Source organism: Brevundimonas sp. CEF1 (genome assembly GCF_051353055.1).
GTDB lineage: Bacteria > Pseudomonadota > Alphaproteobacteria > Caulobacterales > Caulobacteraceae > Brevundimonas.
Genome location: NZ_CP195593.1, coordinates 1,515,719 through 1,536,739, shown reverse-complemented (window position 1 = coordinate 1,536,739; position 21,021 = coordinate 1,515,719). Strand labels below are relative to the sequence as shown.

Genomic DNA, 21,021 nt, shown 5'->3' with positions numbered 1-21,021 from the left:
CCTAGGATCACAACGTTCGTCTCATGTCGCCGGCAGACACCCTCCTTCCCGCAGCGGACGCGCCCAGCGCCAGAACGCGGCAAGCGCGCGATTCGGCTGCTGTCGCGCGTGATTCGCACGCCGCTCCCGGCCGGGCGCGGCGCGGACCCTTCCGGCCGGACATCTGGCTCAACACGCGCCAGCGCAACGCCACCCGGCTTCGGGTCTTCTATTTCCGCGGGCTGGACATTGCGGGTCTCATCGCCGCCACGGCCGTCGGCGTCGCCCAGGTGTCGGGCGGAGCCTTCTTGTCGGCCCGGCTGACGGACGCGATCCCCTTGATACTGGGCGGCCTGGCCGTGCTTGGCCTGCTCCGGTCCCTCGGTCTCTATCGGTTCGACAAGAGCCACGGCCTCCTGTCGCATCTGGCGTCGGTCGCCGCCGTTGTCGCCTGCGGCGTCGCCGCGACCTTTGCGACCGGCTTAATCCTGCATGGTGAAGCGGCGCCCTGGGCCGAATATGGTCGCTGGAGCCTCGGTCTGCTGTGCCTGATGCTGGCTCTGCACGCCGTCTGGAGCCTTCTGGTCGGCGACTGGCGACGCAAGGGGGCGCTAACCCCCAACATCGCCGTCGTCGGCGCCACCCGTCATGCCGAGCGCCTGATCCGGGAGGCGCTGCAACGCCGCGACCTCAACGTCCTCGGGGTCTTCGACGATCGCCTGGCGCGCTCGCCCGACGCCGTCGAGGGCGTGCCGGTGCTGGGCGAGGCCAACGCCCTGCTGAACCATCGGCTGACCCCCTATATCGACCAGATCGTCCTGGCGATCGACCCCAAGGCCGAGGCGCGCGTGCGCGACCTGACCGCCCGCCTGAACGCCCTGCCCATTCGCCTGACCCTGCTGATCGACCCCAAGACCGCCGAGCAGCGCAACGCCGCGCTCGAAAAGCTGGCGCAATCCCCGATGGCCCCGCTGGAGGGTCCCGTCGATCCTGAACGGCGCGCTTTCAACAAGCGCCTGCAGGACATGGTTCTGGCGTCGGTCGGCCTGATTCTGCTGTCGCCCCTGCTGCTTCTCATCGGCTTGCTGGTGCGCCTCGACAGCCCCGGGCCGGCCATGTTCCGACAACGCCGCCACGGCTTCAATCAGGAAGAAATCGTGGTGTGGAAGTTCCGCACCATGCGCCACGCCGACGCCGACGCCACGGCCAGCCGGCAGGTGACGGCGGACGACGACCGCATCACCCGCATCGGGCGCTTCCTGCGCGCGACCAGCCTGGACGAACTGCCGCAGCTTCTGAACGTGCTGCGAGGCGAAATGTCGCTGGTCGGCCCTCGCCCTCACGCCATCGGCATGAAGACCGGCGAGATCGAGTCCGCCCGCCTGGTCGCCGACTACGCCCATCGCCACCGGATCAAGCCCGGCATGACCGGCTGGGCCGCGGTCAAGGGTTCGCGCGGCCCCATGCATACCGCGCCCGACGTGCGACGCCGGGTCCAGTTGGACATCGACTATATCGAGCACCAGTCCTTCTGGCTCGACCTCTGGATCATCGCCGTCACCATCCCCGTCCTGCTCGGCGACCGGATGTCGGTGCGCTGATGTTCTGGCGTGGGGTGCTGGGCTATCTGCCCGCCAATATCATTCAGGGCGTCGTCGGCTTCCTGGCCGTCGTCGTCTATACACGCCTGCTCAGCGCCGAGGATTTCGGCCGCTACGCCCTGGCCTTCTCGGTCATGACCCTGGCGCATGTGGCGACCTTCAGCTGGCTTGAGGCCGCCATGGCCCGCTTCTGGGCCGCCCAGCGCGACGGCGCCGACATGGCCAGCCACTTCGCCAGCCTGTATCGCACAGCCTTCATCATGACCGCCCTGTTCCTGCCGCTGGCGGCTCTGGTGATCTGGCTCTGGCCCATGCCGGACAGCTTCCGCCTGCCCATCGGCGTGGCCCTGCTCGGCATCCCCGTTTGCTGTCTGACCAAGCTGGCGCAGGAGCGCTATCGGGCGGCGGGCGAGGTGCGCAAGGCCGCCAGCCTCGACATCTGGAACACCCTGGCCGGCTTCGGCGTCGGCGCCGCCATCGCCCTTTCCGGCGGGGGCGCGTCTTCGCCCTTGGCGGGCCTGTTGATCGCCCCCTTGTTCGCCCTGCCCTTCATCCTGCCTGGCGAACTGCGCGAGGCGCGCAGCGGCGTCGTGGATCACGAACGGCTGAAAAGCTACGCCGTCTACGGCTATCCCATCGCCGCCTCTCTCGGCCTGGCCCTGGTGCTGGCGTCGACGGACCGCTTCCTGTTGGCCATGTTCATGGATGAGGCGGCGGTCGGCGCCTATCACGCCGGTTACAGCATCGCCAACCGCACCCTGGACGTCCTCTTCATCTGGCTGGGAACCGCAGGGACGCCTGCCCTGGTGATGGCGCTGGAGCGCGGCGGACGCGAGCAACTGCAAGCCGCGGCCCGCGAGCAGGCCTCGACCCTGATCCTGATCGGATTGCCCGCCGCCGTCGGCGTGGCCCTGGTCGCCCGCCCCCTGTCGGAGTTCATGATCGGCGAGGACCTGCGTCACGCCGCCACCCTGGTCACGCCCTGGATCGCCCTGTCGTCGCTGCTGGCCGGCATGACGGTCTATTACTTCCATCAGGCCTTCACCCTCGGCCGTCGCACCGGCTGGCTGCTGGCGGCCATGAGCGTGCCGGCCATCTCCAACGTCATCCTCAACATCGTCCTGATCCCGCCGTTTGGCGTTCTGGGCGCCGCCTGGGCCACCGCGGCCAGCTTCGCGGTCGGCCTGGTCGCCTCCTGGGCCATGGGGCGCCGCATCCTGCCCCTGCCGACGCCCTGGACCACCCTGGCTCAGTGCGCCCTGTGCTGCGGCGTCATGGCCCTGGCCGTCTGGTTCCTGCCGCCCATCGGCGGCTTCCCCGAGTTGATGCTGGACGCCTCGGTCGGCGCGACCGTCTATGGCGTCTGCGCCTTCGCACTGAACGCGGGCGGCGTGCGCGAGCTGGCCCAAAGACTGCTGCGCGCCATTCAGGCTCGCAGGGCGACCGCATGACCGCCATTGTTCACGACAACTCGGCCTGGAAAGCCGCCCGCCCGGCCCTGTCGATCCTCGTGCCCTTCCTGCGCGACGATCCCGACGCCCTGATCGCTCTCCTGGACCGTGAAGCCGACGGGCTGGACGGAGCCGCCGAGCTGATCCTGCTGGACGACGGCACCGGCGACGCGAGCCTGACGGCTCGGCTGATCGCTCGGATCAACGCCAGCGCCCTGCCGATCCGCCTGATCTCCTTGTCACGAAACGAGGGCCGCTCCATCGGACGCAACCGGCTGGCGACCGCCGCGCGGGGGTCCAGCCTCCTGTTCCTCGACAGCGACATGCGCCCGGATCACGACCGCTTCGTGCAGACCTGGGCCGATCTGGCCCGCGCGGGCGAAACAGCCGTGGCCTTCGGCGGCTTCTCCCTGCTGCAGGCTCCCGACGACGCCCGCTTCGCGGTTCATCGCAACATGGCCGCCCGATCCGACTGCATCGCCGCCGACCAGCGCGCCCTGCAGCCCGAAAAATACGTCTTCACCTCGAACCTTCTGGTCCGCCGCGACGTGTTCGAGACCGAGGCCTTCGACCCCGGCTTCAGCGGCTGGGGCTGGGAAGACGTGGAATGGGCCATGCGCGTGTCGCGCCGGTTCAAGGTCGAGCATATCGACAACCCCGCCACCCACATGGGTCTGGACACCGTCGAGACCCTGGCCGCCAAGTACGAGCAGTCGGCGCCCAACTTCGCTCGCGTCGTGGCCAAGCACCCCGACTTCGTCTCCGCCTATCCCAGCTACCGCGTCGCGCGCCGCCTGCAGGCCGTGCCGGGCCTGAAGACGATCCGCCCCCTTTTCCGGCGGGCGGCGCAGACCTCTGTCCTGCCCGTCCGCCTTCGCGCCTTCAGCCTGCGGCTCTACCGCGTCGCCCTCTATGCGGAGGCGATATGATCCAGCCCTATACCCCCGACGTCAGCCTGAAGGGCAAGCTGCGCCGCCGTTTGGCCCGCCTGACCCATCGACGCCCCGCCCGGCTCGATCTGGACCGCCCCGTGGTCAGCTTCACCTTCGACGACATTCCCGCCAGCGCCGCCCATGCGGGGGCTCAGGCGCTGGAGAAGCACGGCGCGCGCGGCACCTTCTACGTCTGCGCCGGCCTGTTCGGACGGGACGGTCATATGGGGCGCTTCGCCAACGCCGCCGAAATCAGCGCCCTGATCCATCAGGGACATGAGGTCGCCGGCCACACCCTCGACCACGTCGACTGCCACCGCACGGCCCCGGCTGCTCTGGAAGCGGATCTCGACGCCAACGACCTCGCTCTGCGCGGCCTCGGCGCCGCCCCGCTTCACTTCGCCTATCCCTATGGCGAGGTTTCGCCCCGCGCCAAGAAGCAGTTGGGCGCCCGCTACGCCTCGCTGCGCGGGGTGCACAAGGCCCTGGTCCATGACGGCGGCGACCGCAACCAACTGCCCGGCGTCGGCATCGAAGGCCCCGACGGCGAGGCGCTGACCCGCGCCTGGATCGACCGCGCCGTGGCCGAGCGAGCCTGGCTCATCCTCTACACCCACGACGTGCGCGAAACCCCGTCGCCCTGGGGCTGCACGCCCGACGCGCTTGATCGCCTGATCGACCACGCCCGAACGGCCGGCTGCGACATCCGCACCGTCGGCGAGGTTCTGGCCGCATGAACGCCTCGGCCGACGTCGCCGTCATCATCCCTACCCTGCGGCGGCCCGACAGCCTGGAGCGCGCCGTCCGGTCGGTTCTGGCCCAGGCGGGCGTTACGGATCGCCTGCGCGAGATCATCGTCGTTGACAACGACCCCCAGGCCAGCTCGCGCGAACTGACGGCGCGCCTCGCCGCCGAAACCTCGCTTCCGCTGGTCTGGCGTCACGCTCCGCGTCCCGGCGTCGCTACGGCGCGCAACGAAGGCCTGGCCGCCACGACCGCCCCCCTCATCGCCTTCCTCGACGACGACGAGGCCGCCTCGCCCGGCTGGTTGGCCGCCCTGCTCTCCGCCCAGGCAGCAACCGGAGCCGACGCCGTCTTCGGTCCCATTCGCGGGCGCGTGCCGGACGGAACCGGTTGGACCACGCCCTATCTGGAACGCTTCTTCGGCCGCGAAGGCCCCGCCGCCAGCGGGCTCATCGACATCCCGCACGGCTGCGGCAACTCGTTGCTGGTGCGGGCGACGGCCCTGCCAGGCGCCGCCCCCTTTAACACCGCCGCAGACCAGTCAGGCGGCGAGGACGACGTCCTGTTCGCAGCCCTGGCTTCGCGCGGCGGTCGTTTCGGTTGGGCCGCCGACGCCTGGGTGGATGAGTTCGCGCCTCCGCATCGCGCCACGCTGCGCTACGCCCTGACCCGCGCCTTCGCCTATGGGCAAGGCCCCAGCCAGACCGCCGCCGCCGCGCGCGACTGGCCCAGCGTCGCCCGCTGGATGGTCATTGGCGCGGTCCAGGCCGGCGTCTGGTCCCTCGCCGCCGCAGGCCTGACGCTGATCGCTAGCCCGCAACGCGCAGACATGCTGGATCGCAGCGCGCGCGGCCTAGGAAAACTGTTCTGGATGAAGGGTTTCGAGCCGCATTTTTACGGCGCTCGTGAACTGGACCGCCTGAACCGGCAGTCGACCTAGCCCGCCAGGCGCTTCAGAATCGCGGGCGGCGACCAGGTCGAGCGGTTCATCACCACCCCGGCGATCTGGCCGCCCACGGCGTCGATCTCGTCCCTCAGAGCGACCGGTTCGCCAGCCGCCGTGGTCTCGGCCGCAACCACCAGGATGGTGGCGTCGATAAAGGGCGCCAGGGTGATGGCCATGTCGCTGCGGTCGGCGGCGGGCGTGTCGATGACCACGGTGTCGGCGTGGCGACGCAGCGCCGCCCAGTAGCGCGCCTCGCCCAGCGGCTCGACCCGTTGGCCGGCGCGGGTCAGCTCCATATGGAACCGCGTGACGAACAACCGTCCGCCCAGACAGGCTCGCGCCGTCATCAGACGCGCCGGCGGCACGGGCAATCCGTCTCGGCCGCGCATCGGCGGGGTCACGGCGTAGAAGGCTGAACCGTCGGGCGAAGCCTTCACCGGCGCCGCCAGGCGCCCGAACCGCTCGGGTTCCGCGGCGATCGCGTCCAACTGGCCCTGCTGGGCCAGGTCGCCGTCGATCAGCCAGACGGGCTTTCTGGCGCGCACCGCCGCCAGCCGCGCGAACTCGCGCGCCACGGTCGAGGTCCCCTCGCCGCTGGTCGCCGAAACGAACTGGATCACGCGACCGCGATGGGCCGACGCTGGTCCCAGCGCCGCCCACAGTCCCGCCATTTCCGTCGTCAGATCGACCATCGAATCGGTTACGCGCTCATCCCTAAGCCGTCAGCCTAGCATGACCATTCGGCGATCAGGCGCGCTTCATCGGCGCGACGGCCAATACCGGCAGTTGCAGGGTCCGACTGGCGGTCGACGGCATCGAGAAGCCCTTGCGCAGGAAGACCCGCACCAGACCGACGCACAGCGCCGTGAACCCGGCGAACAGGAAGGCGGCGATGAAGAGCACGGCCTTCATGCTCTTGCCCCGCGACGGCGGCTGGGCGCGCTCGATCACGGTGACATTGTCCGCCCCCGCCTTGACCAGTTCGTTGTCGGCGCGGCTCTGGGTCTCGCGCAGTTGGAACTCGCGGATCGAGGCCGACAGGACCTCGCGGTTGCCGGACAGGGTGGCGTTGCGCGATTCCAGTTCGGTCAGCCGGGCCTGACGCGCCCGCAGATCGACGACCTGACGGTCCAGAACCGACAAGCGCGCGGCCAGGGCGTCCCGCTCGGCCTGGGCGTTGATACGGGTGGTTTCCAGCTCGACCCAGATCGGGTTGGGGCCCGTGCGGACCTCCTTGGCGCCGACGGCGGTGCCCGTGCCGACATAGGCTTGAAGCTGGGCGATCTGGTTCTCGATCTCGCGCACCGGCTGGGCGTCGGGCTGATAGCGCGACAACAGGGTTTCGCGCTGGGTCCGCAGTTGCAGGATCTGGTCCTGCGCCGAAATGTTCAGGTCCTGTTGCAGAGCGATTTCCGCCGGCGTCCGGTTCTGCTGCGCCACCAGGGTCGCCAGTCGTTGCGAAGCCTGGTTCAGCTGCGCCTGCACATTCATCCGCTCAGCAAAGATCGACTGATAGGTGCCCGCCAGCGTGGCCTTGGCCGTTGCGAAGTCGCCGATATTGTTGCTGCTCAGGAAGGCCTCATAGGCCCGGTCGGCGTCCGCCAGTTCGCCTTCAAAGGTCTGACGCTGGGTCTGGATGGCCGGGGTGGCGCGATCCTGGAAGACCTCGCGACGATAGGTCAGATACTGGTCGATCACCGTGTTCAGAACCCGCGCCGACAGGTCGGGATCATCGCTCTTGTAGGTCAGGCCGACGACAGGGCTCAGCGGCGCCGCCGACACGTCCAGGCCGGCGCTGACGGCGCGCACGGCGGCGGCCTCCTGTTCAGCGGGCGTGCCCGTGGCCGGCTTGCCGTCCTGAAAGGTCTCGACGCCCAGGGCGCGGACGACGCGCTGCTTGACCTCGAGGCTGTTCAGGATGGCGGCTTCCGACTGCGCCACCTCGCCGGCGGCGGGCGGCGCGCCGCGGTCCGTGGCGCCCACGCGCGGCTGATAGACATATTCCTGACCCACGCCGACAAACAGGCTGGCGCCCGCCGTATAGGTCTTCTTGAGCGTCAGAGCCGCCGCGGCGCCGATGATGAACAGGATGGCGAAGATCAAGATCATCAGCCACAGCTCGCGGAACAGCAGCACCACGACGTCGAGGACGCCGTAACGCGGTCGGGAGGCTGCATAGGCTGTCGAACGCATGAACCGGCAATCCGTTGGAATCGTCGAGCACACCTTTGCCGGTGGCACGTTAACCACCCGTTACCCATAACCGTTCAGCCTAAGCTTAATCCGAATTCAATCCTGGTCATCACCTCCATGATCCCTGATCGTCGTCTCGTCCTGATGGGCCTCGCCGCCGGCCTGACCGGCTGCGCCAGCGCCTCAGCGCATGATGGGCGTCGGGTCCACGGCGTGGGCGCGGATCAGTTCCCGGACATCCCCTTCGCCGACTGGACCGATATCGAGCCCGAATACCTGCTCTATCCCGGCGACGAGATCGAGGTCGCGACGCCGACCGCCACGGAGCTGACGCGCCAGCTCAAGATCGGCCCCGACGGCCGCGTCTCCCTGCCCCTGCTCGGCCACGTCATGGCCGCCGACCGCACCCTGTCACAACTCGAGGCCGATATTTCAGCGGGTTACGCCACGCAGCTAAGACGCCCCGAAGTCGAGGTGACCCTGCGTCTGGCCGGCCCGCTCAAGGTCTGGGTGGACGGCGAGGTTCGCAATCCGGGCGTTTTCGACATGCCGGGCGACATCGACGCCTATCAGGCGGTCATCATGGCCGGCGGCGCCCTGCCCTCGGCCAAGGCCCAGCAGGCCGCCCTGATCCGACGTGGCCCCGGCGGCGTGCGCATGATGCGCGTGGTCGATCTGCGCCCGCGCCAGAGCGAGGTCGTGGCCCTGCGTCGCGGCGACATCATCTTCCTGCCCCGCTCGACCCTGGGCGAACTGGCGGCCTTCTTCACCCTGTTCCGCTCCGCCCTGCCGATCGGCTTCAGCTACGCCTTGAACGGCGGCTACGCCTCGACCTGACCGCATTGATGAAATCCGCCGCACGGATAACCTCGTGCGATGAGATCAGAATCAGCCATTCGCGGCAGTTGCCTATGCGGCAAGGTCGCCTACGAGGTCTCGCCGCCGTTCGAGATGTTCGTGAACTGCCACTGTTCGCGCTGCCGAAAATCCAGCGGCGCATCCTTCACCACCAACGCCGTCGTCGCCCCTGACGCCTTCAGGTGGACCCGAGGCCAGGATCAGACGGCTCGGTTTGACCTGCCCTCAGCGAGAAGCTTCGCGACCGCATTTTGCAGGACCTGCGGCTCGCCCCTGCCCCATTTCACGCGCAGCGGTCGACAAGTCATCATTCCAGGCGGTTCGTTCGACGACGACCCCGGCGTGACCGCCTCCCTGCATGAATGCTGGTCCTCCCGCGCCCCCTGGTATCGCCACGGCGCCGATCTTCCCACCGACGAAGACGCGCCGTGAACTGATCTACCTGAACACGACGCTCGCTCTCGTCATGACCGCTCACGACACGTTGTGGACGCTAGTCGTTCGCGCCGCCTTGCCCTGCGCCCGCCGCCTCAGCGGAAACCGCTGCGCGGCGGCTCGGCCAGGCGGGGCATCCCTTCCATCGGCGTCAGATATTCGCGCCAGATGTGGTGGGTGCGTTCCCGGATCAGCTCCATCTCGCAACTGGCGGCCATGACTGTACGGATCGTGCCCTGCTTCCAATAGGTGTCCACGGCGCCGCACGCCGCCTCCACATAGGCCCGCCACAGCCGCTCACCTTCACGGATTTCCGCTATCAAGGCCTCGGAATCTCTTTCGTCGTTCTCCCGCAGGACCGCATAGGCGGTGTCGGTGTATAGGCGCAGGTTCTCCTCCAGGGCCCTGACATCGCGCCCTGCGCAGACGTTCTGCTCCAGCGTCGAGCCTGCATTCGTGCAATCGACGTCTGACCAGTCGTCCTGAACCGTCGCCGAGCTGATCGAAAGCGCGCCGAACAAAGCCAACAACGCCGCCATCGCAATCTCCCCTAAATGAACCAAGCGCCCGATACTGGCATCGGCGGCTGACAATGACCATTCGAGACGGGCGATCCCGCTCTACCGCGAGCTGAGCGATTGGTCCGAGAACTAGGTGGCGGCGATGATCCGCAAATACGTCAAGAAAGACGAACGGCTGCCAGACCGCATCGGTCGTCTGGACGAGGCCAGAACACGAACGCCCGCAGTAAAACCGGCTATAAAACCGATCAGGCCCAAACGGGCTAATCCATGGTCGGGGCGAGAGGATTCGAACCTCCGACCCTCTGGTCCCAAACCAGATTTATCCACAACCAAGTCGATTGGGGACCATGAGTCCCTATGAGTGCCTATGGGTCCCAATACGTCCCAAAAATCGAGTCCAAACAGTAGTCTACACCAGATTCTTGATCTTTCGACTCGCGTTCTGACGTTCCCTGAGTATTCTCATGAGACCCCACGGGTCCCGGCGTTTCCCAGCGCCGTGGCGACTCGGTGGCGACTCAGGAGCCCCGCTTGGCAATCATCAAGATCGATCGTCGGAGCGTTGAGGCGCTCCAGCCAGAACACAAAGTGAAGACGTACTTCGACGAGAAGCTGCAAGGATTCGGCGTCCGCGTGTTCCCGTCTGGTGCGAAGTCTTGGATTGTAGAATACCGGCCCGGCTCCGGTGGACGGCGAGTTGCGAAGAAGCGCCTCACGCTGGGCCGCGTGTCCGAAACGCTCAAGGCCGACGTCGCCCGCAGCATGGCGAAGATCGAACTTGCTCGCGTCACGCAGGGGGCAGATCCGGCGCGCGACAAATCGGATCAGCGTAGCGCTGAAACAGTGGCCGAGATCATCGAGGCGTATCTGAGTGAGCACATACGGCCGAAGCGCAAGGCAAAGTCTCTGCAGTCATTCGAGCTGCTTGCCAGGCTGCACATCAAACCCCAGATCGGCACCCGCCAGGCGATCAGCATAACGCACGGTGATGTGGCGCGACTGCACAGACTTACCGGCAAGCGGCTCCCAACGACTGCGAACAGATCCGTCGAGCTGATTAGTGCCGCTTGGGCACACGCGATCAAGACGGGTATTCTCCCGAGGCGGCATGAAAATCCCGCCGCCGGGATCGAACGTTTCAAAGAGAAGCCACGCGAACGCTTGCTCAGCAGTGACGAACTCGCGAGGCTGGGCGCCAGTTTAAGGCTAGCCGAGACGACAGGCCTGCCTCGCCGGATCAACCCGGTTAAGCCCTCTAAGCATGCTCCCAAAGCCCCCGCCTCCCTCGATCCGTACGCGGTAGCGGCCGTGCGACTGCTCATATTTACGGGGGCGAGACTGCGGGAGATCCTTCACCTTAGATGGTCGGAAGTAGATATCGAGCGAGGCGTCCTTCGTCTGCCGGATTCAAAAACTGGTGCGAAAACGATCGTGCTTTCCTCCCCCGCCCTCGAGCTGCTTAGTGGCCTCCCCCGCAAAGGCACCTTCGTCATCGCGGGCGCGTACGCAGAGGGCTCCGTCGACGACCAGCCCCGTGCTGATCTCCAGCGGCCTTGGGCGCGACTTCGAACGCATGCCGGCCTCGCCGACGTCCGTCTGCATGATCTTCGTCACGCATTCGCGTCTGTAGGGGTGGCGTCGAATATCGGATTGCCGATCATCGGGGCTCTGCTCGGGCATCGGCATGCTGCCACCACAGCTCGATACGCTCATTTGGCCAATGACCCCCAAAGGGCCGCGACTGATCACATTGCGACGACTCTAGAGTTGGCTTTGAATAAGGGAATAGCGTCATGATCAGCGCGGCGCATGAGACCCTGGCGGATCTTTTGGACCGTTACGGATGCAGTGAAAACGAGGACGGCTGGCGGCGCCTGGCGATACTTCTCGCCATCGAAGCTAAGAAGATTGAACGTCCGAAATATGTGCCCGCGGTCAGGATCGAGCATCAGTTCCAAGCGCTGATCGAAGAGGCAGCTCGGAATGGCGGTGCCCAATCGAAAACCGCTGCCGCCCAATCCAACGCTGATTGGCTTCGTCGGCACGGCGATGATCGGCGCGAAGCAGAGTCTCTGCGAGTTCAAGCTTCGACTTCAGCCAGGCAAGCTCGCGAGGCTCAGGCGGCAGGCCGGTGGAGCGACGATGAATTGCGTTCAGTGGGTGCCTCTAAAGATGGCCAGCTCAGCGCTTCGCAGGTGGCGCTCCTGGCACCAGACACCATGACTGGGCAGGCAAGACTAGACAGCGCATTCCTTGCCTCCCTCGAACGAGCAGCTCGCCATCTCACGCATGATGTAAGCGGTAAGTACCTCCTGCCCAATCCCGTGCCAGTCGACGACCGACGCGCAATTATGGGAATTGTCATCCGGCGTTCCGCTCGGAGCCAACCAAGAAATGTCGCCCCACTGGAGGGGCGCCACATGGCGGCTGTTAAGCTCCTCATCCGTGAGGAGGTTGTCGGTGGCGGGTTTCGCGACGAACTGCTTTTGCCGGACGAATGCGCACACATAAGGGAACGCGTCGATTGTCTCGGCACAGATTTCGAATGCAGCCTTCAGCAGGACTCGGGCGGCAAGGCACCGCAACTGGCAGGCGACTGTATGCACGAACGAGAGAGCGTCGAATTTCGCGCTGCATGGGACTGCGGTACGATAGTACAGCTGACGTGCCCCTGAGAATTTCCTCCACGCGGAGCTAGAGTCCGGCCCTTGAAAGGACGGACGGAATGAAACGAGCGAGATTCACGGAAGAGCAGATCATCGGGATCCTGCGGGAGAACGAGGCCGGCGCCAAAGCGGGCGAGCTGGCGCGCAAGCACGGCGTGTCGGAGGGCACGATCTACGCCTGGAAGGCCAAGTTCGGCGGGATGAGCGTGTCGGACGCCCAGCGCCTGCGCGCCCTGGAAGACGAGAACGGCCGGCTGAAACGTCTGCTGGCCGACGCCATGCTCGACAAGGCGGCGCTGAATGATCTGCTCTCAAAAAAGTGGTAAGGCCCGCGGCGATGCGCCAGGCCGTCGCCCATCTGAAGGCGGCGTTCGGCGTCAGCGAGCGGCGGGCCTGCTCCATCATCAAGGCCGATCGCAAATCGGTGCGCTATCGCTCCTGCCGTCAGCCGGACACGGCGCTGCGGGAGCGGCTACGCGCGCTGGCTGTGGAGCGGCGACGGTTCGGCTATCGGCGGCTGTTCGTGCTGCTGCGACGTGAGGGTGAGGCCTCGGGCAAGAACCGGATCTACCGGCTCTATCGCGAGGAAGGCCTGACGGTGCGCAAGCGCCGCTCACGTCGTCGCGCCATAGGCACGCGGGCGCCGATCCTGGTCGAGGCCAGGCCGAACGCCCGCTGGTCGCTGGACTTTGTGCACGACCAGTTCGCCACGGGCCGCCGCTTCCGCATTCTCAACGTGGTCGACGACGTCACCCGCGAGTGCCTGGCGGCGATCCCCGACACCTCGATCTCGGGACGCCGCGTCGCGCGAGAGCTGACAGCGCTGATCTCTCGGCGGGGCCGTCCTGCCATGATCGTCAGCGACAACGGCACGGAGTTTACGTCCACGGCCATCCTGGCCTGGGCGCAGGATCAAGGCGTCGACTGGCACTACATCGCGCCGGGCAAGCCGACCCAGAACGGGTTTGTGGAATCCTTCAACGGGCGGATGCGCGACGAACTGTTGAACGAAAGCCTGTTCTTCGGCCTCGACCACGCCCGCCAGAAGGTCGCCGCCTGGGCGCTGGACTACAACACCCGCCGGCCGCATTCATCGATCGGCTACCTCACCCCGGAGGCTTTTGCCGCCAGTCTGACCGCAACAGGCCGACCCGCTGCGCAGGATGAAAGCTGCGCGGTCCGGCCTGTTGCTCATCCCACGCTGCGAGGCGTAACTAACCCAAGGACTCTGGTCGCCGCTGGATGAAAATTCAGGGGCACGTCACAGCTGAACGGGATCATTTCGGATGAAATGGGGCCGTCACCTTGCCTCGATGCGGTCCTCGTAATCACGCCTCTGCGGAACCGCAGGCACGTGGCTAGCTACACGGCTATCCCGCGCGCGGCGCTGTAACGGGCTCCTGACGGCAGCCCGTTCGCCGTTACAGGCCACCGCTGCATGTTTCTCCAGACGAGATTGGAGATGGATATGCAAGCGACATTTGGCACCACGAGAGACGCGGCCCAAGCAGCCGGTGTCTCTGCCAGTTTCCTCAAGAAGATCAGGATTTACACCCCTGAAAAAGGCCCGCCGTTCCTGCGGCTAGGTCGCAAGATTCTGTACCCGATGACCGGCCCCCACTCGGTTGAAAGCTGGCTTCTAGAGCGACTCCAAAATGCGAGGACAAATTCGTGACCGATCTGCGAGACATTCTGGAGGCAGTGCAGTCCAAGCTTCAGAGTCTGCCGGTCTCAGCAACGCTGGGCGAACGGGCAGCTGCGATTGCCGTGATGGGGCACCCGACATGGTTCGGTCTACAGTCCGGCTTCTCGACGTCGCCGATGCTGGCTCGCGGATCAACCCGTCCTATTGTGCCTGAATTCACAACCGACATTGGCCGTTTGTCCGGGCAGACCGCCAGTTCTGATGCGAACACCGTCATGTTCGATATCAAGGGCCGTCGTGGCGGTGTCTCTCGTTTCAGTATCGACGTGTCGAGTGGCGCAGTCATACCGTGGAGAACGGTGACCAAGGTCTCGCTGCAACATGCTGTAGCGGCGGCGGCTCCGGTGTCGAAGCAAGCCGCTGAACTTGTCGAGAAACAGCCTTACGTCGCGCTGTCGATCGCCGACGCCGAAACAAATCTTGAGGCTGCGCTATGGGCCGTCGAGGCTGCAGAGGCTGCAGCGGGGTCCGTGACGGTACGTGTTCAGCAGTTGAAATCTTCACTTGCCAAAGATCGCGAGGCCCTAAGAAAGTTCGAAGGAGCCATGGCCGTGCGACTAACGGAGGTCGTTCTGGCCGGCGGCGATGTTGGCGACAGCCAGCCCGAGGCTGCGAAAATCCGCAAGCTCAGGCTGAAGATAGACGCCACAGAGCGGGCAATACCCTTGGCTGCTAACGGCCACGAGGCGTGCAGCTTGGCGCTTCAAGGCGCCCGTCAGGATTTAATCGCTGCGACGCTTGATCGGACCGCCGCCCACCATCTGGCTGCAATCACGAGCGTACGTCAGGAGTTCGCCGCTCTGGCTCCGGCGCTGGCTAGGCTGGTTGCTATCGATGCAGAACGCGAGCGCGTCCTCGGCTCAGAGTTCAGTGCAGCCGATGTGAACCATCCCGGCTTGCGGGCCCCCGGCCGGATGGTGCGCCGCCTTCTGCGCGAACTGCCGCCGCTGTTCACGCCCGCCGAGCTGAACCCCTCCGCTTTCGAAGCGACGGTTAGCTCAGCAATCACCACTACTTCCACCGAAACTGTTGAGGTTCATAATGACTAAGCTTCTAGCGCTTTGCTCCGTCCAGCTGGGCGACCCCACGGGTGCTGTAGACATCGTCGGTTACGACGACGACGGCATGCCCAAGACCAAAGCGCGTGTCATCTACGTCGAACCGGGCGAAGTCTTTGAGGCTCCCGATGACCAGGTCGACCGCTTGGTCCAGTTGGATGCCGCTACACGAGATCTCGACTACCGCGACGCTCGCCTTTTCGAGGACTGATCTTCCGCAGCCGTCGATTCAGCGGCGCACTGCCACCACTCACATCGGAACAGTCATGACCGGTTTCATGGTTCAGTTTACCCGCCCAGGCGAACTCGGTGTCAACGGCAAAGCCGACCGAGTTCTGGCTCGTCGCTTTTCGCGGCAACAGGCACCAGCCCTCCCAAGCCGAGAAACCCCACCGGCCCACCAAAAGGAGAGAAACTCTTGATCAACGCCAAATCTGCTGAAGATGTCGCTATCGATCAGTCCTTCGCCAGGCACGTCGGCGAGAAGCACCCTGCCGCAGTGATCTCCGCAAATAGGTCGCCGGACGAGTTGGCGCTTGACCAGTCCTTCGCAGACATGAAGCTTTCGGACAAACCTGCGCGTGTGCTCAAGTCGCTAGAGGATGCTGCAATCGAACAATCGTTTGGCGTAGCCTGTGTGACGCCTACTGAACCGACCGCCGCCGCCAAGCCTACAGTCGCCTCCACGGAAGACGATCTGCCAGCGTTGTCTGCGCCCAAGCCCGTGGCTGAAAAGGTAGCGCAACGTAGTAACTCGGTGGAACCGCCACTGTCGCAGGAGGCGGTGGAAACTGCTCGCACTGTCCTGGCGGCGGGAGGAACCGTCAATGACGCGAGGCTCAGTCTTCTGCGACGTGCCAGCAGCGACACCGCCTTCAGGACCTCGCTCGCGCCTTCTCTGTCAAAGCGGCGGAACGAATCCTATATCGGACTTGAGCATCGCGACGCCGTCTTCCGTGCCGTTGACGCTGCCGGTGCTACGCTGTGACGATTCCCGCTCTGCACCGCTGGCGTCGCCGGACCTTTACGCTCGTAATGAAGCGCGCGCTCCTCAAAGGACGACTGCGGCGTACTGGCATCAAACGAGCCAAGAAGGTCGTCGCCCAAATCAGCTTCGTGACCAGATAATGGCTCTCCCATCAGAATGGCGTCACTGGCGTTCCAACCGGCGCCGCGAGCTAGTCGATCAAGGGCTGTCTCTATCAACAGCAGCCCTGCTCGCGGCCCGTGAGACCAAAGGACGTCGCCGTATCGCCGAAACCGTGGGTACCGTCGCTGCCATGGCTGCGGAGCTGGTCATCACAGACGGCCCAGAACCCCGGTTCGCCATCGTGGGCGACTGGGATTTGGTACCGCCTGAGCAGCATGAAGCCGTCGAATCCATGATGGCGCATAGCGGCCAGTCCAAGCACTAAGGAAAATCCAATGTCTTCCGCCAAGGACGACGGTCGCGTTACGGCGGCCGACCAATCCCCCATGCCTGGTCGCCGGGAGATGCTGGACGCCGCTCGCCGCTTGATCGCGGCCGGCGTCGCTGTCCACTGGCTACACCCGCGCTCCAAGCGCCCCGTCGGCGACGAGTGGTCCAGTGCTCCCGTTCATACGATGGAGTCACTGACCGCCGCCTATCGGCGCAACTTCAATCTCGGCATCCGCCCCGGCGAACACAGCCGCGTGGCTGGCGGCTACCTGACGCTTATCGACCTCGACATCCGTGACGCTGCACAGGCCGACGACGCCTGGGCGGCCCTGCTCGAGCGCTGGCCTGCGGCCCGGTCGGCGCCCTTCGTGGTGTCCGGCAGCGGCGGTGAGAGCCGTCACCTCTATTTCGTCACCGACAAGCCCTTCCGCTCCAAGAAGCTGGCGAAGTCTGTCGGCTATTCCATGGTCTTCGACGCGCGCCTCGGCCGCGAGGTGAAGAAGCACGACTGGGAGGTCGAACTGTTTGGCGCCCCCAAGCAGGCTGTGCTGCCGCCGTCCATCCATCCCGATACCGGCGAACGCTACATCTGGGGTCGTGAGATCGAAGTCGATCTGCTCGAACTCGGCGTCGGCCCGATCATTCCGTCTGACGTCGTGGCGTCGTGGGGCGTCGGCGAGGCTGCTGCCGCGGACGATGACGACGACCTGATGACCATGTTCCGCGCCGAGCCCATGGGCCTGAGCGCGGCCGAGATCGACGCCACGTTGGCCGACCTCCCCGAAGACTGGCTCATGGATCGCGACTGCTGGTATCGCGTCGGCATGGCGCTGCACCACGAGTACGTCGGCGACGACGCCGGCTTCGATCGCTGGTGCGAATGGTCCCGCCAGGTCGTCGAGGTCGACCCCAACAAGTTCAACATGAAGGACCAGGAGGCCGTCTGGAAGTCCTTCGGCAAACCGAACGCCAACCCCGTTCGCATGGCGTCGCTGATCCAGGCTGCGGCGACGAACCGCCTAGCCCAGGCGCACGACTTCATGGACGACGACGGCTTCGATGACGTCGAGGATCTGCTGGCGGATGAGCCGTCGACGGCGGTCGCGCTGGTGCCGTCGGTAACGCCGACGCCGTCTGACGACATCGAGGATCTGCTGGGACCGATCACCGCCAGTCCGATCACGCCGGGCGTATCTGAGGCGACAAAACCCTCCCCTGTCGAGTACGACCCCGAGTGGAAGTCATTCCTGCAACTCAACGAAGAGGGTCACCCGAAGCCGACCCTCCACAACGTCGAGATAATCTTGCGTCACGACGCAAGGTTGCGCGGCGTCATTGGCTTCAATGAGTTCACGCAAGAGGTCGTTCAGGTCGGAACGCCCAAGCGGCAGAAGCTGCGCAAGGAGTCGCCCAAGCCAGTGCGCCAATTGGAGGGCGCGATTTGGCGGCTGCGCGACCCCATCAACGGCGACCATTGGAAGGATGCTCACGACAGCGATATTCGCCTGATCCTCGAGGCGCCCGATCGTCAGGGCGGCTACGGTCTCAAGACCAGCGATCGCGATCTCAAGGCGGCGGTCGACAAGGTGTCATACCTGCACGCCTTCCACCCGATCCGCGACTACCTGAACGGGCTGGAGTGGGACGGCCAGCGGCGAGTGGCCACCCTGTTCGTCGACTACGTCGGTGCCGAGGACAACCCGTATCATCGCGAAGCCGCCCTGCTCTTCCTGCTTGGCGCCGTGACGCGCGTGTTCGAGCCCGGCCATAAGTTCGATTTCGTGCCCATCCTCGAGGGCGTGCAAGGCAAACGTAAGTCTACGTTCATCCGGACTTTGGCTAAGCACTGGTTCGCCGAACTCGAAGGCGACTTCCACGACGCCAAGGGCATGGTCGAGCGGATGCAGGGTGCCTGGCTGCTGGAACTGGCCGAATTGTCCGGCTTTTCGAAGGCCGAGGTCACCACGATAAAGGGCTTCATCAGCCGGCAGACCGACAAGGTGCGGATGGCCTATGACCGCCGTGCGACCGAATTTCAGCGACAATGCGTGTTCCTGGGCTCCACCAACGAGACCGAATACCTGCGCGACAACACAGGCGGCCGGCGGTTCTGGCCGATCGCCTGCAGCGTGGAGGAGATCGACACAGACAGACTCGCCGGTGAGGTCGATCAGATCTGGGCCGAGGCCAAGGCGATGTACGATCACATGCGTCAAGAGCACCCGACCGGCACCCTCCCCCTCTACATGAAGAACCCGGTTGCTGCGGCTTATGCAAAGGATCTGCAGGAAAGCCGGCGCGAACTGGGCGGTGAGGACATGCTGCTGGGGCAGATCCAAGCATGGCTTGAAGAACCCGTTGGCTCAGAGACGGGCTTCGATGGCCACTCAGGCGATGATGTTGTCCTTCGCGATGAGGTGTGCGTGCTCGACATCTGGGTGACCATGCTCGGCAACATGCGAGGCACCGCAAGTGGCAGAGAGTCACGCGAGATTGGTCGAGCCCTGTCACGCCTCTCGGGGTGGATGGCTCTACCCACGCCTCGCGCGACTAAAAGCTGGGGCAACCAGCGACTTTACCGGCGGGTGACAAGCCTCGCGTTGCCTGAGGCGGCCTAACGGGCGAGACCTCCGCTCGACGAACGTCAAGTTGCGCTTTCCAGCACCCTCGTCACCCGTCTACACCTAGAGGTGAAATGGTGGGCGGGGGTGATAGTGGCATACGAAAACATTGAAGTCGGACGACTTAGAGTTAACAGAGCCAATGACCGCCACGGCGAGGTCCTGAATGAGGATCTCGCGATCGCAGAGCTTTTCCGTCTTCATGACGTCCAGATGCGAAACCTTGCTACCGACATCGCTTCAGTCGGCAAGGTGTACGATCCGCCCTTGGTAATGGAGATGGACGACGTCTACGTCGTATTCGACGGCAACCGCCGCGTCACCTGCCTCAAACTGCTGATTGAGCCGGACCGCGCACCGTCGGCCGACTTACGCACATTCTTCGCCGATCTGCGGAACGAGGCCCAAAGACCGATTGCGATCGAACTTACGTGCCAAGTTGAGTCTGATCGAAACGTAATCGACAACATCATCTATCGCCGGCACACGGGCTCGCAAAAAGGGGTCGGCCAGTTGGGCTGGAACGATCGCGCGAAGCTGAACTTTGTCGACCGGACCGGGCAAGGTGGCGGCATCAACGTTGCTGCCGAAGTCGAAAACCTGCTCGCAGGCAACGACCGCCTTCCCGAGGGGAACATTCCCTGGTCGACACTGACCCGGCTTCTATCCTCCGAAGAGTTTCGCAATAGGACCGGCATCAGCACCGCCGGCCGGCGTTTTCACATCACGCACGAAGGCGGCGCAGTGGTCGACGCGCTGCACCGGATCACCAGCGACCTCGCGAACCAGCGCGTCACCCTCGGCCATTTATGGAACAATGAGGGCAAACGCCGATACCTGAATCAGCTCGAGGCCGAGGGGGTGTTGCCGAGAGAACCTGCGCGTCTACCTGAACAGGAGGCGGCTGATAGGGCGGCACCCAGGCCCCGTCGCAATCCACCACCTCCGCCGCCCCAGACGACCTTCATTCCCCAGAACGCAGCCCACATTCAATGGATCGCCGCTCAGCAGCGCGTTAGGGCCATATGGGAAGAGCTCCAGACTCTCACGATCGCCGACCATCCCAACGCCATCTCTGCAATGATGAGGATTCTGCTGGAACTCGCCGTAGAAAGCTACATGGCCGAGCACGATCTACGGGCGGAGGACAAACTGGCACGCAAGCTTGGTGCCGTCGCACGCCACCTGCTTGAACGAGAAATGATCGACCAGGACTATTTCGACGAACTGGAACGCCTCAGGCAAAACGATCAGTTGATATCCGTCGCGAGCATGCAGCGGTATGTTCACTCGCCCGACTTTGCACCAATGGAGAGCGAGATCAGGGCGTATTGGACTCGGCTCGGCCGATTCCTCGTGGCTTCGCTGAACCGCTAGAACGTCGACAGGCAGCGGTTTTGACCATGCATCTCCAGCGGGGGTGCCGTTCGACCAAGTTGAACCAAATCAACTACAAAGGCCCGAAGTTTGTAGTTGGCATAACTTATTGTTTTTCCATCAAAATATGTAGAAAAACTACAGAACTACAAAACTACACGCCTTTCTAAGACTCTACCGCTACGGGGGTATTTGCCACTTGCCTGCCCGTTAGCCCCTTCCCTGCTCTCCCTATCCCTAGACTTTGTAGTTTCTGTAGTTTCTGTAGTTTTAGGAAAAATACCCTTTTAAATCAGAAGCATCGTCATAACTACAAAACCGACTACAAAACTCACTGTGTAGTCACCGCAAAGCCGCTCAAGCACATTGGGCGAGTCGCTAAGTGCTATAGTTTCTTTTGAAAACCCTCTAAAACTGCGGTCCTTGCCGCTCGCCCCCTCGGCCGTTGATCTGGGGAGTACCTTAAGCCAGACGGGCCATTGATTTAATTGGGCTTTTCGTGTCCACCGTG

The 21,021-nt window shown here is 64.6% G+C and carries 18 protein-coding genes; 15 read left to right on the top strand and 3 right to left on the bottom strand.

Annotated features, from left to right (window positions below; all coding sequences use genetic code 11):
- Positions 1-23: 23 nt before the first annotated feature.
- Genes ACR9FL_RS08005 through ACR9FL_RS07985 form a run of 5 tightly spaced genes read left to right on the top strand, consistent with a single transcriptional unit; the run spans position 24 to position 5,647 of the window.
- The gene (locus tag ACR9FL_RS08005; protein WP_436357959.1) at positions 24-1,580 is read left to right on the top strand and encodes an exopolysaccharide biosynthesis polyprenyl glycosylphosphotransferase; all 1,557 of its coding nucleotides are present in this window, start codon (positions 24-26) and stop codon (positions 1,578-1,580) included.
- Positions 1,580-3,031 (top strand): lipopolysaccharide biosynthesis protein, encoded by a 1,452-nt coding sequence (locus ACR9FL_RS08000; RefSeq protein WP_436357958.1) that lies wholly within the window; start codon positions 1,580-1,582, stop codon positions 3,029-3,031. Before ACR9FL_RS08005 ends, ACR9FL_RS08000 begins: the two co-directional genes overlap by 1 nt.
- Positions 3,028-3,960 carry a glycosyltransferase family 2 protein gene (locus ACR9FL_RS07995; protein WP_436357957.1) on the top strand — a complete coding sequence of 311 codons (933 nt, stop codon included), beginning with the start codon at positions 3,028-3,030 and terminating at the stop codon, positions 3,958-3,960. The genes ACR9FL_RS08000 and ACR9FL_RS07995 overlap by 4 nt, the downstream gene beginning before the upstream one ends.
- Positions 3,957-4,700: a polysaccharide deacetylase family protein gene (locus ACR9FL_RS07990; RefSeq protein WP_296172221.1), complete on the top strand. Its 744-nt coding sequence runs from the start codon at positions 3,957-3,959 to the stop codon at positions 4,698-4,700. Before ACR9FL_RS07995 ends, ACR9FL_RS07990 begins: the two co-directional genes overlap by 4 nt.
- The gene (locus ACR9FL_RS07985; protein ID WP_436357956.1) at positions 4,697-5,647 is read left to right on the top strand and encodes a glycosyltransferase family 2 protein; all 951 of its coding nucleotides are present in this window, start codon (positions 4,697-4,699) and stop codon (positions 5,645-5,647) included. The genes ACR9FL_RS07990 and ACR9FL_RS07985 overlap by 4 nt, the downstream gene beginning before the upstream one ends.
- Here the strand turns inward: ACR9FL_RS07985 and ACR9FL_RS07980 are convergent.
- Entirely contained in the window at positions 5,644-6,345 is a 702-nt protein-coding gene (locus ACR9FL_RS07980; RefSeq protein ID WP_296172219.1) for a hfsB, read from the bottom strand. The two genes, ACR9FL_RS07985 and ACR9FL_RS07980, sit on opposite strands and share 4 nt — an antisense overlap.
- 55 nt (positions 6,346-6,400) lie before the next feature.
- Positions 6,401-7,846 (bottom strand): GumC family protein, encoded by a 1,446-nt coding sequence (locus ACR9FL_RS07975; protein ID WP_296172218.1) that lies wholly within the window; start codon positions 7,844-7,846, stop codon positions 6,401-6,403.
- Positions 7,847-7,963: 117 nt separating this feature from the next.
- On the opposite strand from ACR9FL_RS07975, the gene ACR9FL_RS07970 reads away from it, so the two are divergent.
- Together ACR9FL_RS07970 and ACR9FL_RS07965 are read left to right on the top strand one after the other, a co-directional pair.
- Entirely contained in the window at positions 7,964-8,683 is a 720-nt protein-coding gene (locus ACR9FL_RS07970) for a polysaccharide biosynthesis/export family protein (RefSeq protein ID WP_436357955.1), read from the top strand.
- A 39-nt stretch (positions 8,684-8,722) separates the two neighbouring features.
- Positions 8,723-9,136 (top strand): GFA family protein, encoded by a 414-nt coding sequence (locus ACR9FL_RS07965; protein ID WP_436357954.1) that lies wholly within the window; start codon positions 8,723-8,725, stop codon positions 9,134-9,136.
- Between the two features lie 98 nt (positions 9,137-9,234).
- Here the strand turns inward: ACR9FL_RS07965 and ACR9FL_RS07960 are convergent, their stop codons facing one another.
- Complete coding sequence (locus tag ACR9FL_RS07960) at positions 9,235-9,732, bottom strand: lysozyme inhibitor LprI family protein (protein WP_436357953.1); 498 nt, start codon at positions 9,730-9,732, stop codon at positions 9,235-9,237.
- A 462-nt stretch (positions 9,733-10,194) separates the two neighbouring features.
- On the opposite strand from ACR9FL_RS07960, the gene ACR9FL_RS07955 reads away from it, so the two are divergent.
- The 8 genes from ACR9FL_RS07955 (at position 10,195) to ACR9FL_RS07920 (ending at position 20,510) form a co-directional block, all read left to right on the top strand.
- Positions 10,195-11,460, top strand: a complete 1,266-nt coding sequence (locus ACR9FL_RS07955; protein WP_436357952.1) for a tyrosine-type recombinase/integrase — start codon at positions 10,195-10,197, stop codon at positions 11,458-11,460.
- Positions 11,457-12,338 carry a hypothetical protein gene (locus tag ACR9FL_RS07950; RefSeq protein WP_436357951.1) on the top strand — a complete coding sequence of 294 codons (882 nt, stop codon included), beginning with the start codon at positions 11,457-11,459 and terminating at the stop codon, positions 12,336-12,338. Before ACR9FL_RS07955 ends, ACR9FL_RS07950 begins: the two co-directional genes overlap by 4 nt.
- 50 nt (positions 12,339-12,388) lie before the next feature.
- A protein-coding gene (locus tag ACR9FL_RS07945; protein ID WP_138141362.1) for an IS3 family transposase occupies positions 12,389-13,575 on the top strand; the annotation gives its coding sequence in 2 pieces (ribosomal slippage) (positions 12,389-12,650 and positions 12,650-13,575; 1,188 coding nt in all).
- A gap of 425 nt (positions 13,576-14,000) precedes the next feature.
- Positions 14,001-15,083: a hypothetical protein gene (locus ACR9FL_RS07940; protein ID WP_436357950.1), complete on the top strand. Its 1,083-nt coding sequence runs from the start codon at positions 14,001-14,003 to the stop codon at positions 15,081-15,083.
- Complete coding sequence (locus ACR9FL_RS07935; RefSeq protein WP_436357949.1) at positions 15,076-15,303, top strand: hypothetical protein; 228 nt, start codon at positions 15,076-15,078, stop codon at positions 15,301-15,303. The genes ACR9FL_RS07940 and ACR9FL_RS07935 overlap by 8 nt, the downstream gene beginning before the upstream one ends.
- A 207-nt stretch (positions 15,304-15,510) precedes the next feature.
- On the top strand, positions 15,511-16,080 hold the full coding sequence (locus ACR9FL_RS07930) for a hypothetical protein (protein ID WP_436357948.1): 570 nt from the start codon (positions 15,511-15,513) through the stop codon (positions 16,078-16,080).
- A gap of 437 nt (positions 16,081-16,517) precedes the next feature.
- Positions 16,518-19,130 (top strand): VapE domain-containing protein, encoded by a 2,613-nt coding sequence (locus ACR9FL_RS07925; protein WP_436357947.1) that lies wholly within the window; start codon positions 16,518-16,520, stop codon positions 19,128-19,130.
- Between the two features lie 96 nt (positions 19,131-19,226).
- Positions 19,227-20,510, top strand: a complete 1,284-nt coding sequence (locus tag ACR9FL_RS07920) for a hypothetical protein (protein WP_436357946.1) — start codon at positions 19,227-19,229, stop codon at positions 20,508-20,510.
- Positions 20,511-21,021: the final 511 nt, after the last annotated feature.